This is a genomic window from Neorhizobium galegae bv. orientalis str. HAMBI 540 (genome assembly GCF_000731315.1).
Classification (GTDB): Bacteria; Pseudomonadota; Alphaproteobacteria; order Rhizobiales; family Rhizobiaceae; genus Neorhizobium; species Neorhizobium galegae.
Genome location: NZ_HG938353.1, coordinates 4608322 through 4622865 on the forward strand (window position 1 = coordinate 4608322; position 14544 = coordinate 4622865).

The 14544-nt window shown below is 60.4% G+C and carries 16 protein-coding genes and 1 pseudogene; 6 read left to right on the forward strand and 11 right to left on the reverse strand.

Annotated features, from left to right (window positions below; translation table 11 throughout):
• Positions 1-56: 56 nt before the first annotated feature.
• From RG540_RS22255 to RG540_RS22270, 4 genes are all read right to left on the reverse strand, one after another.
• The gene (locus tag RG540_RS22255; RefSeq protein WP_046599602.1) at positions 57-467 is read right to left on the reverse strand and encodes a septal ring lytic transglycosylase RlpA family protein; all 411 of its coding nucleotides are present in this window, start codon (positions 465-467) and stop codon (positions 57-59) included.
• A 382-nt stretch (positions 468-849) separates the two neighbouring features.
• A complete protein-coding gene (locus tag RG540_RS22260) occupies positions 850-1722 on the reverse strand; it encodes an SDR family oxidoreductase (protein ID WP_038594473.1) in 873 nt (290 codons plus the stop codon).
• Positions 1722-2897, reverse strand: a complete 1176-nt coding sequence (gene queG / locus RG540_RS22265) for a tRNA epoxyqueuosine(34) reductase QueG (protein WP_051909574.1) — start codon at positions 2895-2897, stop codon at positions 1722-1724. Before queG ends, RG540_RS22260 begins: the two co-directional genes overlap by 1 nt.
• Positions 2878-3570, reverse strand: coding sequence for a glutathione S-transferase family protein (locus RG540_RS22270; RefSeq protein ID WP_007775165.1), 693 nt, complete (start codon positions 3568-3570; stop codon positions 2878-2880). The genes queG and RG540_RS22270 overlap by 20 nt, the downstream gene beginning before the upstream one ends.
• A 155-nt stretch (positions 3571-3725) precedes the next feature.
• Between RG540_RS22270 and RG540_RS22275 the strand changes: the two are divergent.
• Positions 3726-4526 (forward strand): annotated as a pseudogene (locus tag RG540_RS22275) (undecaprenyl-diphosphate phosphatase); the annotation flags it as partial.
• Between the two features lie 149 nt (positions 4527-4675).
• Here the strand turns inward: RG540_RS22275 and RG540_RS32915 are convergent.
• The 7 genes from RG540_RS32915 to dnaN all read right to left on the reverse strand — a co-directional run bounded on the left by RG540_RS32915 (position 4676) and on the right by dnaN (position 9727).
• Positions 4676-4828, reverse strand: coding sequence for a hypothetical protein (locus RG540_RS32915; protein ID WP_007763306.1), 153 nt, complete (start codon positions 4826-4828; stop codon positions 4676-4678).
• A gap of 259 nt (positions 4829-5087) precedes the next feature.
• Complete coding sequence (locus tag RG540_RS22285; protein WP_038592623.1) at positions 5088-6068, reverse strand: complex I NDUFA9 subunit family protein; 981 nt, start codon at positions 6066-6068, stop codon at positions 5088-5090.
• Positions 6069-6170: 102 nt separating this feature from the next.
• Positions 6171-6458 (reverse strand): DUF1330 domain-containing protein, encoded by a 288-nt coding sequence (locus RG540_RS22290; protein WP_038592627.1) that lies wholly within the window; start codon positions 6456-6458, stop codon positions 6171-6173.
• 150 nt (positions 6459-6608) lie between these two features.
• On the reverse strand, positions 6609-7301 hold the full coding sequence (pyrF, locus tag RG540_RS22295; RefSeq protein WP_038592630.1) for an orotidine-5'-phosphate decarboxylase: 693 nt from the start codon (positions 7299-7301) through the stop codon (positions 6609-6611).
• The gene (locus RG540_RS22300) at positions 7298-7891 is read right to left on the reverse strand and encodes a histidine phosphatase family protein (protein WP_038592632.1); all 594 of its coding nucleotides are present in this window, start codon (positions 7889-7891) and stop codon (positions 7298-7300) included. The genes pyrF and RG540_RS22300 overlap by 4 nt, the downstream gene beginning before the upstream one ends.
• A gap of 2 nt (positions 7892-7893) precedes the next feature.
• A complete protein-coding gene (pmtA, locus tag RG540_RS22305; RefSeq protein ID WP_038592634.1) occupies positions 7894-8487 on the reverse strand; it encodes a phospholipid N-methyltransferase PmtA in 594 nt (197 codons plus the stop codon).
• Between the two features lie 121 nt (positions 8488-8608).
• Complete coding sequence (gene dnaN, locus RG540_RS22310; RefSeq protein WP_038592636.1) at positions 8609-9727, reverse strand: DNA polymerase III subunit beta; 1119 nt, start codon at positions 9725-9727, stop codon at positions 8609-8611.
• Between the two features lie 269 nt (positions 9728-9996).
• Here dnaN and rsmI point away from each other — a divergent pair, with 269 nt between their 5' ends.
• From rsmI to ugpE, 5 genes are all read left to right on the forward strand, one after another.
• The gene (gene rsmI, locus RG540_RS22315; protein WP_038592639.1) at positions 9997-10917 is read left to right on the forward strand and encodes a 16S rRNA (cytidine(1402)-2'-O)-methyltransferase; all 921 of its coding nucleotides are present in this window, start codon (positions 9997-9999) and stop codon (positions 10915-10917) included.
• A complete protein-coding gene (locus RG540_RS22320; protein WP_046599596.1) occupies positions 10898-11287 on the forward strand; it encodes a YraN family protein in 390 nt (129 codons plus the stop codon). Before rsmI ends, RG540_RS22320 begins: the two co-directional genes overlap by 20 nt.
• A 113-nt stretch (positions 11288-11400) precedes the next feature.
• Positions 11401-12723, forward strand: a complete 1323-nt coding sequence (gene ugpB, locus RG540_RS22325) for a sn-glycerol-3-phosphate ABC transporter substrate-binding protein UgpB (protein ID WP_038592641.1) — start codon at positions 11401-11403, stop codon at positions 12721-12723.
• Between the two features lie 77 nt (positions 12724-12800).
• Entirely contained in the window at positions 12801-13685 is an 885-nt protein-coding gene (gene ugpA / locus RG540_RS22330) for a sn-glycerol-3-phosphate ABC transporter permease UgpA (RefSeq protein WP_038592643.1), read from the forward strand.
• Positions 13686-13694: 9 nt separating this feature from the next.
• Complete coding sequence (gene ugpE, locus RG540_RS22335) at positions 13695-14543, forward strand: sn-glycerol-3-phosphate ABC transporter permease UgpE (RefSeq protein ID WP_038592645.1); 849 nt, start codon at positions 13695-13697, stop codon at positions 14541-14543.
• The last annotated feature ends 1 nt before the right edge of the window (position 14544 follow it).

The window sequence follows — 14544 nt, forward strand, 5'->3', positions numbered from 1 at the left end:
AACCGCGATTGCGCGATAGGGCAAGAGGTCGGCCTAAACGGTCTCTCTGAACAGCTTCAGCCGTCGATCGCTTTCAGGCCCTTGCCTGCGACCTTCTGATCGCCGGCATCGACGATCTGGTAACAGACCTGGGCGGTGCCGGAACTGATCATGCCGATGTCCTTGGCTGCGGCCTTGGAAACATCGAGCACCCGGCCGCGGATGAATGGACCGCGGTCGTTGATGCGCACAACGACGCTTTTGCCGTTGCGCTTGTTCGTCACTATCACCTTGGTGCCGAAGGGCAGCGTCCGGTGGGCCGCTGTCATGAGAGAAGGGTTCATTCGTTCCCCGGATGCCGTCTTGGATCCGAGGGCATACCAGGATGCGTGACCGCACCCGGGCGCAGCATTGGCCTGCGCGGAGCCGAGAGTTGCAAAAGCAGCAATGGAGGCCGCGGCGAAAGTCGAGCGTCGAATTGTTGTCAAGTCGGTCGTCCCCGTTCGTTTTGTCCCTGCACGTTGCGTGCAAAACGGCTAAGCGGGGCGAAAAGTGGCGAAAAAGTGAGACTTTCGATCACGGAACGTTACAGTCTGTAACATTTGTGATTAGATTGCTGCCGATCTTTTTAAGAAGCCAGCTAAGCTTCTGCGGAAGAAAACCTTTAAAAACAGTCAGAAAGCGGAATGTAGTTTCAATGAGACTCGCAGGGAGTCTGTGATCACGAAAACCGCAGAAAAAAATTTGTCGCGATGCGTGATTTATTGCCTCATTTGGGCAAATTTTGTGACGCTCAGCCGTAAGTATTAAGAAATAATAACTAGATCAACCGATCAGGATGGAAATTTCAACCGTTTCATAATGGGAACTTTATCCTCGCCAGCGGCCCGAGGTCCACATATCGGCGAGTGACATGCGGTAATTGGGGAAGAGGAACTCGAACCCCGCGGCACGGATTTTGGCATTGGAAACGCGCTTGTTGGCGCCATAGAAGGAGCGCGCCATCGGCGTCATGTCAGCGGTCTCGAAATCCAGTTCCGGCGGCGGCTCGACACCCATCAGGCGCGCGGCTTCGATGATGACATCCTGCGGCGGACCGGGCTCGTCGTCGGTGACATTATATATGCCGCCCATATTGCCTACGGCGAGAAAGAGCGCCGCACGCCCGATATCCTCGACGCGGATCCGGTTGAAGACCTGGTCTCTCTTTATAATGCGCCGTGCCGTGCCGCGCGCGAGGTTGACGAAGGCGTTGCGGCCGGGGCCGTAGATACCGGAGAGGCGCAGGCTCGCCACTGGCAGACCGGCGGCCCGCCCTTCGGCAGCCCAGGCATCTTCCGTATCGACCCGTTCGATCGACCGGCCCTGGATCGGGGTGCCCGGCGTCTCCTCGGTGACCCAGCCGCCGCCATGATCGCCGTAGACGCCGACCGTCGAGAGATAGCCGATCCATTCGAGCTTCGGGCAAAGCGCACGCAGTCGTCTGGAGACGAACTTCAGCAGTGGATCGCCCTCGGTGCCGGGCGGGATCGACTGCACCAGATGCGTCACCTCTTGAAGCTCCGCCAACAGTTCGCCGCTGAACGGGCTCCCGTCGAACACGAAGGCCTTGATGTCACGGGCCGCAAGCTCCAGTGCCTTGTGGGCCGTTCTGACCGTGCCGGAGACCCGATGGCCTTCGGATTTGAAAGCCTCGGCGATTGCCTGGCCCGAATAGCCGCATCCGAAGATCATCACATTCATCAGGCCGCTCCCGCCAGTCGCCATTCTTCCCGCACTTCCGGATCCTCTTCCGCGCCGCGCGCCTCGGCAAACCGCGCGAAGTCCGCATCCGTCATCAGGCGCTTCAGGGCCCATATAGCCATGCCGCGCACCACGGGCGAGGGGTCGCCCGCAAGTTCGAGACATTGTCCGATGAGGCTGGCATCGCCGGAATTGCCCGCAGCGATCAGCACGTTGCGAATGAACCGGTCGCGCCCGATCCGCTTGACAGGCGAGCCGCTGAAGAAGGTTCGAAAAGTCGCATCGTCCAAGGTCAGCAGAAACGCGATCGACGGTTCCTTCAAGTCGTCGCGCGCCTTGAGCTTCATCTCGGCGGCGCTGGCGGCAAACTTGTTCCACGGGCAGGCGGCAAGACAGTCGTCGCAGCCATAGATGCGGTTGCCGATCAGTGGCCGGAATTCCGGATCGATCGGACCCTTGTGTTCGATCGTCAGATAGGAGATGCAGCGGCGCGCATCGAGCCGATAGGGCGCCGGAAAGGCAGCCGTCGGGCAGGCGTCGAGACAGGCGCGGCAGGAGCCGCAATGGTCGATCTCGGGCGCGTCTATAATAAGGTCCGCGGTGGTGAACAGGCTGCCGAGGAACAGCCAGGAGCCGTGGGTGCGGCTGACGAGATTGGTGTGCTTGCCCTGCCAGCCGAGCCCGGCCGCTTCAGCGAGCGGTTTTTCCATCACCGGCGCCGTATCGACAAAGACTTTGACGTCCTCGCCGGCGCGCGCCGCAAAGCGGGTGGCGATCTCCTTCAGCCGGCCCTTGATGACGTCGTGATAATCGCGATTGCGCGCATAGACGGAGATCGCGGCCTTGTCCGGCTTGTCGAGAATGCCGCGCGGGTCTTCGTCAGGCCCGTAGTTCAGCCCGAACATCACGATCGAACGCACCTGATCCCACAACATCCTCGGATCGGCGCGGCGCAGCCTCGTCTCTGCCATCCAGTCCATGCTGCCGTGGTGGCCGTCGGCCAGGAAAATCTCCAGCCGCTCCGGCGCCTGCGGAATGCTGTCCGGGCCTGCAATCCGGCAAAGGTCGAAGCCCTGAGCCGCCGCTTCCTCGCGAATGAAGGCGGTCAGCTTCTCCCGCCGCCGGAGCGCCTTTTCTTCCTCGCGCGCGGGCGCGTCAGAAATCAAGGTCCGCATAATGGGATACCGGGGTGAGGCCGCGGATGCGTTCGGAAAGCATCGGCCGGAAGGAGGGTCGGGATTTCAGCCGCTGATACCAGTCCTTGGCGACCGGCGTCTCCGACCAGTCGATCTCGCCTAGATAGTCGAGGATCGAAATCGAGGCGGCGGCGGCAAGGTCGGCATAGCTCAGGCGGTCGCCGGCAAGCCAGGGCCGTGAGCCGGCAAGCCAGGAGAGATATTTCATATGCTGGCGGATATTGGCGCGGGACGTGCGCAACACCTTCGAATCCGGCGCGCCGCCGCCTTGAGCCGTCGTCATCTGCAGTTTGAAGACCCGCTCCCGGGTCAGAGGCCGGGTGACATCCTGCTCCATCTTCTGCAGGAACCATTCCGTCAGGCGCCGGATTTCGGCACGCTGCCATGGATCTTCCGCCAGCAGCCGCCGGTCGCGCTTCAGCACGCCATGGGTTTCGTCGAGGAATTCCAGGAGCACGGAAGGGCCACAAAGCACCCTCATGCTGTCGTCGACATAAACCGGGAGCGTGCCCGCAGGATTGAGCGTCAGGAATTCCCGCCGCTTTTCCCACGGTTGCTCCTCGACCAGGTCCGCCTGGAAGCCATATTCGGCGAGAATCAGCCGGACGAACCGCGAGGCCGAAGACATGGAATGATGATAGAGCGTGGGCATGGATACTTGAACTTCACGAATATCGTATACGAAGGATGGGGCACGTAGCGCGCCCGCGTGACATATGGCAGCTATATGGATTTGGTAGGTCCAGCACAAGCAACGGCTCATAAACTGCTTAAAACTGTCCTTATCTGCTCAACAAAGGATTAAGAATGGCTGATCAGTCGATTATCAGCGCCCTCGTGCTCGGTGTGATCGAGGGTATTACCGAGTTTTTGCCGATCTCCAGCACCGGCCATCTCATCATCGCGGAACAATGGCTCGGTCACCGGTCTGATACGTTCAATATCGTCATCCAGGCCGGCGCGATCATCGCGGTAACCATCATCTACTGGCGTCGCCTGCTTGACCTGTTGCTCGGCTGGCGGGAGCCGGCAAATCGCGACTATGCTGCCAAGCTGATCGTTGCCTTCCTGATCACGGCGGTTCTCGGCCTGATCGTCAAGAAGCTCGGTTTCGCGCTTCCCGAGGACGCGGCACCAATTGCCTGGGCACTCATCATCGGCGGCATCTGGATGATCTTTGCAGAATGGGCCGCTGCACGCAGGCCCGCTTCCACGCAGATAACCTGGCTCGTCGCGATCCTGGTCGGCATTGCGCAGGTGGTTGCGGGTGTCTTTCCCGGCACGTCGCGTTCAGGTGCCACGATCTTCATCGCCATGCTGGCCGGTACCGGAAGCCGGGCCGCGGCCACTGAGTTTGCCTTTCTCGTCGGCATTCCGACCATGTACGCGGCCAGTGGCTATGAGCTGCTGAAGACGCTCAAGGACGGCAGCGCTGCGCACGAGGATTGGACCTCGCTCGGCGTGGCTTTCGTCGTGTCGACGATCGTCGCCTTCATCGCCGTGAAATGGCTGCTGACCTATATCCGCAGCAACCGCTTCACCGTCTTCGCGATCTATAGAATCATTCTCGGATTTTTGTTGCTCGGCCTGATCGCGCTGGGATCTGTCCCACAACGCGGTGATCAGAGTGCCGTGGTCTCAAGCGCCGTCGCGCCGGCCGAGACTGCCCTGCGTCCTGCACTGCTAAAGTGAAGGGCGCTCAATTCTTCATGAAACAAAAAGGCTGCTAAGGAGCGGCCTTTTTGTTTTGTCGATGCTTAGTGATGAATGGATGCCGTGCTGCACGGATCGACACCGTATGCGGGCGTGCATTCGCTCTTGCCGGCTGCGCCCGTCGTCGGGGCCATGAACGAGCCCGCGAGGATGATCAGCGCTGCGCATGCAAAAAAGAGGGCGATGGGCTTGCCCATGGAGGAATGCCTTTCGATGGAAGATTTTATCGTCACGGTTGCGCCGCTTGTTTGGTGAGGGAGGATTTATGGGTTGGATTAGAAGAATTCAATAAAGGATTTTGCTGAACCGGCCGTTAACGCGACTGCTTCGGCCACTGCGACCTTTGTGCCACTATCCTTGCCCGAAACATGAGCGACAACAAAGAGGTGCCCGATTTTTCAGCGGGCACGACCGGAATGTCGAAGCGAAACAAATTGCTGGATATGGTTAATGATATCAGGCCGCGCGGCCAGAGCCTGTGTACTGGCCCTGCGGGCGATACTGCACAAGGTAGGATGGCAAGATAGAGGACGCGAGCGTCGGGCGGATGCCTATTCCCTGCAGCGTGCGGCCTTCCGTGGCGGCGGCATCGGAAACGACATTGTCGATTTTCAGCAGCTTCACCTGGTCACTGGTGATCGGCGGCTGGACGAAAGGGATCAACGACGCGATGCTGCCGATCAGCGATGCGATGCCGAAGGGCAGCGAGACGAGCGCATTGGTGCGATTGGTGACGCGCAGCATCGTCTCGAGACACTGGCGGAAGGTCATGACCTCGCCGCCGCCGAGCTCATAGATCTTGCCGGACGCGATCGTGCCGTCGACGGAGCGGGCGACGGTTTCGGCGACGTCCTCCACATAAACCGGCTGGAACTTCGTCTTGCCGCCGCCGATCAGCGGCAGCGCAGGGAAGGTGCGGGCCATGGAGGCGAACTTGTTGAAGAAGCTGTCTTCCGGCCCGAACATGATCGACGGCCGCAGGATCACGGCATCCGGCAGCGTCGAAAGGATCGTCGCTTCGGCGCGGCCCTTGCTGCGGGCATAGGACGATTCCGAATTGGCATCGGCGCCGATCGCGGAAATATGGGTAAGTTTGGCGCCGGCAGCACGTGCCGCATCGGCAACCGCGCGAGCGCCAAAATCCTGGACCGCGTCAAACGTGTTGCGGCCGCTCTCGAACATGATGCCGACGCAGTTGATTACATGCGAAGTGCCTTCGGCGGCCTTCAAGACCGATTGGCGGTAGCGCAGGTTCGCCTGGACCAGCGAGATCTGCCCGACATAACCGGCGGGCAGCAGGAAGCCGGCGAGATCCGGACGGCGAACGGCGACCCGGACGCGATAACCGCGTTTGGCAAGCGTACGCACCACATGCCTGCCGACGAAGCCCGATCCTCCGAAAACGGTGACGAGCGGCGGAAGGTTGTTGATGGTCATGGCGTGCTCCGGGAGCCTGTGGGACGAGATGAGTGCTGTTTAACCGAATCGCGGCACGGGTGGAAGTGTCTCCACTGCCGCACCGCCCGCGATAACCGGTTCTTAAAGGCCGTCGAGGACGACGATTTCGCCATCCGCCACTTCCTGGCGGATCTTGATGGCGATCGCATATTCGGGCGAATTGTAGCAGTCGATGGCGGCCTGCATCGACGGGAATTCGATGATGACGTTGCGGGCGCGGGATTTGCCCTCCATCGCTGCCATGGTGCCGCCGCGGGCAAGGAAATTGGCGCCGTATTTCTCGAAGGCGGGCGTGGCCGCTGCGATATAATCCTTATAACGTTCCGGGTCGCGGACATCGACGCGAGCGACCCAATATCCCTTGGCCATGATATCTCCTCCAGCGTGTTTTCGGTTAGGACGACTTCCGGCAAATTCCCGGGCGAGTCAATATGGCGGGTGTTGCGTACCTGTCCGGCGGCCACCGGGACTCATCCCGGATCACGACCGGGAGAATATCTCTCCGGCAACGACGGATTATCAGAGCACGCCCTGCATCTCGGCGAGGATGGCTTGCGCCGCCGCCTTCGGATCCGGCGCCTTGACGATCGGGCGGGCGACGACGAGATGGCTCGATCCGGCGCGCAATGCGTCGGCCGGCGTCATCACCCGCTTCTGGTCGCCCGCTTCCGAACCCGCAGGGCGGATGCCGGGCGTGACGATCGCCAGATCAGGGCCGACAATCTTGCGAACCGCAGCGGACTCCTCGGCCGAGCAGACGATACCGCCCATTCCGGCGGCCAGCGCCTGTTCCGAGCGTCGCAGAACCAGTGTGTGCGGATCGTATTCGTAACCGGCATCGACGAGGTCCGTTTCGTCCATCGAGGTCAGGACGGTTACCGCGAGCAGGCAGAGGTCCGAACCCCTGGCAGCCTCGACCGCGGCCCGCATCGCCTTCGGATAGGCGTGCAGGGTGAGCATGGTCATGCCCATCTTGACGATGTTCTCGACGCCCTTCGCGACCGTGTTGTCGATGTCGAGCAGCTTCATGTCGAGGAAGACTTTTTTGCCATCCTTTGCCAGATCGCGTGCAAGTTCGAGACCGCCGGCGAAAACGAGCTGATAGCCGATCTTGTAGAAGGAAACGGTGTCACCGAGCGCGGAGACCATCTTTTCGGCTTCGCCGATGGTCGGAATGTCGAGGCCTACGATGAGGCGATCACGAGCGTTCATGCCTGGAACCCTTCCCATTTTTCGATGGGCGTCCAGTCGCATGAGAGCGTCCGGTCCGCAAGGGTGAAGCAGAAGAGATTTCCCCCACCGCCCGGTTGGTCCCGGTCGCGGGCGATCGGCGAGCCGGTGAGGTGGCATTTCAACAGCGTTCCAACGCCGCCATGGCCGACGAAGGCGATCGGCGTGCTCGGGTCGTGCTCGGCAAGAATTCTGGTGACCACCGAGACGATGCGGCTCTGGGCGTCCACGGCGCGCTCCCAGCCTTTGAAGCTCTCTTCCGGGTGGGCGAAAAACCAGTTGGCTGCATCCTCGAACCGTGGCGGCGGCAGAAAGCCTGTCGCCGAGCGATCGTTCTCATGGGTGTCCTCGGCGATCTCGATCGAAATGCCCGAGGCGAGGCTGAGGATTTCGGCAGTCTCGATCGCCTTTACCTCGTCGCTGGAGATGATCCGGCCGAGTTTCCTTGCCCATTCGGATTGGGCGGCCGCGCGAGCGCGGGCGGCGCCGACGTCAGAGAGTCCCCACCGAGGCACCGGCACGTTCGGATCGATGCGGACCTGCGGATGGGTGATGTAGAGGCCGAATGCCATGGTCAGCCGCGGCTATAGGTCCAGAGCTGCGCCGGCGGAATATTGCGGACGACGAAATCGTAATGCTTGATCCGGTAACGATCGGGTTGGGCAATGATCGGCGAGACGGGGCCATAGGTGATCTGCATCACCGGCCGGCCGGCCGGGATGCGGTCGAGCAGGTCTTCGAGCAGCGCGATGCGGCGCTCCATCGGGAAGCTCAAAAGCGGGATTGCCGAAATAACGCTGTCGAATGTCGTGTCCTTCAAGGCGCCGAGCGTGCGCTTGAGATCGAAGGCATCGCCATTGATGAAGTTCACGCCTTCATAGGTGCGGACTAGGTGCTGGAAGAAATCGGTCGAATATTCGATGGAGACCAGGTTTTCCGGCGAGATACCGTGCTTCAGGATCGCCTTGGTGATGATGCCGGTGCCGGGCCCGAGTTCGAGGACAGGCAGGCCGGAGGCCGTGTCGATGACGCTTGCCATGCGTTTGGCGGTGACGGAGGAGGTGGGGCAGATCGCGCCGACCCGTTTCGGGCCATCGATCCAGCCTTTGAAGAACCGGATCTCATCATCGAACTTGCGGCCAAGCCGCTCCTTCAAGCGCAGTTCCATTTTTTATCCTCTCCCTTTTTGCCCCATGTGGAACCCTGATGCCGCAAAAGCAAGGAAAAATGTCGCACCTGGGAAAACCGCATGAAAAAGGCGGCCGGAGCTTCCGGCCGCCTTGATGATGTTAAACGCGCATCGGCATCAAGACATAGAGCGCGTCGTCGCCCGCTGTGTCTCGCACCAATGTCGGAGAACCGGCATCCGCCAGCATGAAGATCGCGTCGTCGCCCGAAAGCTGGGCGGTAATGTCGAGCAGGTATTTGGCGTTGAAGCCGATTTCCATCGGATCGTTGTCGTAGCCGACCGCAACCTCTTCCGTGGCGCTGCCCGAATCCGGATTATTGACCGTCAGCGTCAGCTGGCCGTCGGTCAGCGACAGCTTTACCGCACGGCCGCGCTCGGAGGAAATGGTCGAGACGCGGTCGACAGCCCTGGTAAAGCTCTGGCAATCGACGCGCATTTCCTTGTCGTTGCCGGTCGGGATGACGCGCTGGTAATCCGGGAAAGTGCCGTCGATCAGCTTCGAGGTCATCACGACCGAGCCGATTGTGACGCGGATCTTGGCGTCCGAAACCTCGACCGTGACCACCGCTTCCGGATCATCGACCAGTTTCTGCAGCTCGCCGACCGTCTTGCGGGGGATGATGATGCCCGGCATGCCTTCGGAACCCGATGGCGCCTTTACATCGGCGCGGGCCAGACGGTGACCATCGGTCGCGACCGCGCGAAGCTTCAGGTCCCCGTCGGCTTCGATCGTGTGGAAGAAGATGCCGTTCAGGTAATAGCGGGTCTCCTCGGTGGAGATCGCGAACTGGGTGCGGTCGATCAGCATTTTCAGATCGGTCGCCTTCAGCTTGAACGTATGTGTGAAGCTGCCGGCGGTGAGGTCGGGGAAGTCCGATTCCGGCAGGCACTGCAGCGAGAACTTCGAGCGCCCGGATTGCACCGTCATGGAGCTGCCGTCCGGATTGGTGGCGAGCAGTACTTCCGAACCGTCCGGCAGCTTGCGGACGATTTCGTAAAGCAGGTGCGCGGGAACCGTCGTGGCGCCGGCAGTCTCGACCATGGCCGGAAGGGCTTCGGTGATTTCGAGATCGAGGTCGGTCGCTTTCAGGTCGAGACCGGCGCCGGCCGCGCGCATCAGCACGTTGGAGAGGATCGGGATGGTGTTCCGTCGCTCCACCACGCGATGCACGTGGTTCAGCGACTTCAGAAGGTTTGACCGCTCAAGAGTAATACGCATGGACGCAATCGCTTTCGACCGTGGCGATCCGGCAGGGCCGGACCCTGATATTCTGCCGGCTTTGGGCCAGCCGGATGATGTGGACCGGCAAAATGGCAGACAACCCGTTCGAAAAGCAAGAGGTGAACAAGGCGTTAGCAAGTCATTTCGCATCTGTCTCACGCGCTGCACACAGAAAATATGCGTTCTCAACAGCTTGGGCTTTACTTGCCGAAGCCGGTCCGCTTGCCCATAAAGGCACATGACCATCCTTTTACGCGTGACGCCCCTTGACCGATGACCTGAAGAGCAGCCAGCGCGGCTATCGCGTCGCCAATACTTTCGTACCTGCGCGGCCATTGGAGCCGGCGCTTTATCTGGTCGCGACCCCCATCGGCAATCTCGGCGACATCACGCTGCGTGCGCTCGAAACGCTTTCCGGCGCCGATGTGCTGGCCTGCGAGGACACCCGGGTGACCCGCGTGCTGCTCGACCGCTATGGCATCGTCAACAGGCCCTATGCCTACCACGAGCATAATTCCGACGAGGTCGGACCGAAGCTGATCGCGGCTTTGGAAGAAGGAAAATCGGTGGCGCTGGTCTCCGATGCCGGCACCCCCTTGGTCTCCGATCCCGGTTACCGGCTTGGTCAGATGGCGATCCAGGCCGGCCACAAGGTCGTGCCCATCCCCGGCGCCTCTGCGCCGCTCGCAGCGCTCGTCGGTTCCGGCATGCCGTCCGACGCGTTTCTGTTCGCCGGTTTCCTGCCGGTCAAGGACAAGGGCCGCCGCGACCGGCTGGCCGAGCTTTCGAAAGTGCCGGCAACGCTGATCTTCTTCGAATCGCCGCATCGCATCGGCGCAACGCTCGCCGCTGCCGCCGAAGTGCTCGGAACTGGCCGGCGCGCGGCGGTCTGCCGTGAATTGACGAAGACTTTCGAAGAGTTTCGCCGTGGCACGCTGGAGGAACTCGCCGCCTATTACGACGACGACCGCGTGGTGAAGGGGGAGATCGTGCTGCTTCTCGCGCCACCCGAGGCTGAGGAGCCTCCCGGCGAAGTCGAGGTGGACGTGCTGCTGCGCCAGCTTTCAACCTCCATGCCAGCGGCGAAAGCCGCTGCCGAGGCTGCGCGGCTCACCGGCCTTGCCCGCAAGGTTCTTTATCAGCGGCTCCTGGAGTTGAAGGGCGAGGATGGCGGCGGGGCGCAATGACAACGGCCTGAACCGGCGAAAGGCCGCGCGGCAGAGGGCTTATAAAAGAGGCCATCTCTCCGAATATCTCGCCGCGCTCTATCTGTTTGTGAAGGGCTATCGCATCCTTGCCATTCGCTATCGCACAAAGATCGGCGAGATCGATCTTATAGCCCGCAAGGGGGACCTTGTCATATTCGTCGAGGTCAAGGCGCGGAGAGGCGAAAGCGAAGCCATCGATGCAGTCGGCTACACGACCCAGAACCGTATTCGCGCGGCAAGCGCGCTGTGGCTTTCGAAGCGGAAGCATGTAGCGACGCTTTCGCAGCGCTACGATATTATTGCAGTGCTTCCAGGGCGTCTGCCGCGGCATTTTCCCGACGCATTCTAACGAACGAATCAAGTGTCCTTGCTCTGTTAGAAAAATGACATAAAACTGTAACGGTGGTGTCATGGGAGGACCCTATTTGGGGGCCGACACCAATCAAGGTGGAGGAAATAATAATGTTGAGAAAACTCTCAATGGCCGCATTCGCGGTCGCGCTGTCGGCAACGTCGTCGCTTGCCGCGACGGAAGTCACCTGGTGGCATGCCATGGGTGGCGAACTCGGCAAGAAGCTTGAGGAAATCGCTCAGAAATTCAATGAGAGCCAGTCCGACTACAAAGTCGTTCCGGTCTACAAGGGAAGTTATCCGGAAACGTTGACCGCCGCGATCGCCGCGTTCCGCGCTGGCCAGCAACCGGCTATCGTCCAGGTCTTCGAAGTTGGCACCGGCACGATGATGGCTGCCAAGGGCGCCGTCTATCCTGTCTACAAGCTGATGGCGGACGAAGGCGAACCCTTCGACACCAAGACATTCCTGGCTCCGGTCACCGGCTACTATTCCGATACGAAGGGCAACATCCTGTCGCTGCCCTTCAATTCCTCCACTCCGATCATGTACTACAACAAGGACATCTTCAAAAAGGCGGGCCTTGATCCTGAAGTTGCCCCGAAGACCTGGAAGGAAGTGGAGGAGTTCTCGAAGAAGATCGTTTCCTCCGGCGCTGCCAAATGCGGCCTCACCTCCGCCTGGATTACCTGGGTCCAGACCGAAAACCTTTCGGCGCTGCACGACAAGCCTTTCGGCACCCTGCAGAACGGTTTCGGCGGTGTGAAGTCTGAATTCACCTTCAACGGTCCTCTGCAGGTCAAGCACTGGGCAAACCTGAAGAAGTGGCAGGACGAAGGACTGTTCAAGTATGGTGGACCGGTCGGTGGCGACCAGGCGGCGACCATGTTCTATTCGCAGGAATGCGCCATCACGATGAACTCCTCCGCAGGCCGCGCCGGGGTCATCAACAACGCCAAGAACTTCACGCCGGGCTTCGCCCCGCTGCCTTATTACGACGATGAGATCAAGGAGCCGAAGAACTCCATCATCGGCGGCGCCACCCTCTGGGTGCTGAACGGCAAGGATAAGGCGACCTACAAGGGTGTAGCCAAGTTCTTCAGCTATCTCTCCAAGCCGGATGTCCAGGCTGATTGGCACCAATTCACCGGTTATCTGCCGATCACCAATGCTGCTTACGAACTCGGCCAGAAGCAGGGCTATTACGAAAAGAACCCGGGCTCCGACATCGCCATCAAGCAGATCACTCGCGGTACTCCCTCGGAAAATTCGAAGGGCGTGCGGTTCGGCAACTTTACCCAGGTCCGCACCATCATCGACGAGGAGTTCCAGGCACTCCTCGCCAACAAGAAGGACGCCAAGCAGTCGCTCGACAGCGCAGTGCAGCGCGGCAATGCGCTTCTGCGTGAATTCGAGGCGGCCAACTCGAACTGATCGTTCCGATCTCCGCAGGGAGGACCGGCTGTCGCCGGCCCTCCCTTGCTTGCTTATTACGTTGTGGTGAGGGAACGGTGGATACCAAAAGAACAACCTTCAATAACCGCCTGCTGCCCTATATGCTGCTCGCGCCCCAGCTCGCTATCACGCTCGTCTTCTTCATCTGGCCTGCCGCGCAGGCAGTGAAGTCTTCATTCGAGCGGGAAGATCCCTTTGGTTTCTCGACCGTTTTCGTCGGATTGACCCATTATCGGCGGCTGTTCGAAGACCCGAACTATCTGGATGCTCTCTGGCGCACCGCCGTATTCGCGGTGTCCGTAACCATCCTGTCGATGATGCTCGGTCTTGCATTCGCGGCCGCGGTCAACCGCCTGACGCGGTCCGCCAGAATTTATACCACCCTGCTTGTCTGGCCTTATGCCGTCGCACCTGTCGTAGCGGGCGTCCTGTGGTGGTTTCTCTTCAATACATCCACCGGCCTGTTGCCCTTCTTCCTGGAGCGCATCGGCATTCGCTGGGACCATGATCTCAACGGCACGCATGCGATGATCCTGATCATCATCGCGGCAGCCTGGAAGCAGATCTCCTACAACTTCCTTTTCTTCCTGGCTGGATTGCAGTCGGTGCCGCAGTCGCTGATCGAGGCCGCCGCGATCGATGGGTCAGGCCCGGTGAGACGCTTCTTCACCATCTCTCTGCCGCTTCTGTCGCCGACGACGTTTTTCCTGTTCATCATCAACGTGAACTACACGATGTTCGACACCTTCCCGATCGTGGATGCCACGACGGGCGGCGGCCCCGCGCAGGCGACGACGACGCTTGTCTACAAGGTCTATCAGGACGGTTACGTCGGTTTGAACATCGGTTCGTCCTCGGCGCAGTCGGTCTTGCTGATGTTGATCGTGATGCTGCTGACCTTTGTTCAGTTCCGCTTCGTCGAACGCCGCGTCCAGTATTGAGGAACGATCATGGTTGAAAACCGCCCCTTCCTGACCTTCCTCACCCACGCATTCCTGATCCTGGGATTTCTGGTGGTCGCGCTGCCGGTCTATGTCGCGATCATGGCATCGACCCATGACGTCTCGACGCTGATGAGCGGGCCTGTCCCGCTTCTGCCAGGTTCGCATTTCATCGAGAACTATTCGACCATTCTGACGAGCGCCGCGGCCGCTCACGGCCTGCCCAATTATTCGCACATGGCGCTGAACTCTCTGATCATGGCGTTGACGATCACGGCCGGAAAAATTGCCATCTCGATCCTTTCCGCCTTCGCGATCGTCTATTTCCGGTTTCCGTTCCGGCTACTGGCTTTCTGGATCATCTTCGTCACCCTGATGCTGCCGGTCGAGGTGCGCATCATGCCGACATACAAGATCGTCGCCGACCTCGGCATGCTGAATTCCTGGGCTGGTCTGACTGTCCCGCTGATCGCATCGGCCACGGCGACCTTTCTGTTCCGCCAGTTCTTCATGACAGTCCCGGACGAGCTTCTGGAAGCGGCCCGTGTGGACGGAGCCGGCCCTATGAAGTTCTTCCGGGACATCCTGCTGCCGCTCTCGCGCACCAATATCGGCGCGCTATGCGTCATCCTCTTCATCTACGGTTGGGTTCAGTACCTCTGGCCGCTCCTGGTGACCACCGACCCCGGCTATTACACGCTGATGATGGGGATGAAGCGCATGGTTACGGCGCAGGACGGCGTCATCGAGTGGCAACTCGTCATGGCAGGGTCCGTACTCGCCATGCTTCCCCCCATCCTCGTCGTGATTTTCATGCAGCGGTTGTTCATCCGCGGGCTTACTGAAACGGAGAAATAAC

What these genes read in the sequence shown, in the direction of transcription:
- RG540_RS22260 (WP_038594473.1), bottom strand. Translation starts at nt 1,722, where the DNA reads ATGAATGTGATGATCTTCGGATGCGGCTATTCGGGCCAGGCAATCGCC.
- queG (WP_051909574.1), bottom strand. Translation starts at nt 2,897, where the DNA reads ATGCGGACCTTGATTTCTGACGCGCCCGCGCGCGAGGAAGAAAAGGCG.
- RG540_RS22270 (WP_007775165.1), bottom strand. Translation starts at nt 3,570, where the DNA reads ATGCCCACGCTCTATCATCATTCCATGTCTTCGGCCTCGCGGTTCGTC.
- RG540_RS32915 (WP_007763306.1), bottom strand. Translation starts at nt 4,828, where the DNA reads ATGGGCAAGCCCATCGCCCTCTTTTTTGCATGCGCAGCGCTGATCATC.
- RG540_RS22285 (WP_038592623.1), bottom strand. Translation starts at nt 6,068, where the DNA reads ATGACCATCAACAACCTTCCGCCGCTCGTCACCGTTTTCGGAGGATCG.
- RG540_RS22290 (WP_038592627.1), bottom strand. Translation starts at nt 6,458, where the DNA reads ATGGCCAAGGGATATTGGGTCGCTCGCGTCGATGTCCGCGACCCGGAA.
- pyrF (WP_038592630.1), bottom strand. Translation starts at nt 7,301, where the DNA reads ATGAACGCTCGTGATCGCCTCATCGTAGGCCTCGACATTCCGACCATC.
- RG540_RS22300 (WP_038592632.1), bottom strand. Translation starts at nt 7,891, where the DNA reads ATGGCATTCGGCCTCTACATCACCCATCCGCAGGTCCGCATCGATCCG.
- pmtA (WP_038592634.1), bottom strand. Translation starts at nt 8,487, where the DNA reads ATGGAACTGCGCTTGAAGGAGCGGCTTGGCCGCAAGTTCGATGATGAG.
- dnaN (WP_038592636.1), bottom strand. Translation starts at nt 9,727, where the DNA reads ATGCGTATTACTCTTGAGCGGTCAAACCTTCTGAAGTCGCTGAACCAC.
- RG540_RS22320 (WP_046599596.1), top strand. Translation starts at nt 10,898, where the DNA reads ATGGCGGCGGGGCGCAATGACAACGGCCTGAACCGGCGAAAGGCCGCG.
- ugpB (WP_038592641.1), top strand. Translation starts at nt 11,401, where the DNA reads ATGTTGAGAAAACTCTCAATGGCCGCATTCGCGGTCGCGCTGTCGGCA.
- ugpE (WP_038592645.1), top strand. Translation starts at nt 13,695, where the DNA reads ATGGTTGAAAACCGCCCCTTCCTGACCTTCCTCACCCACGCATTCCTG.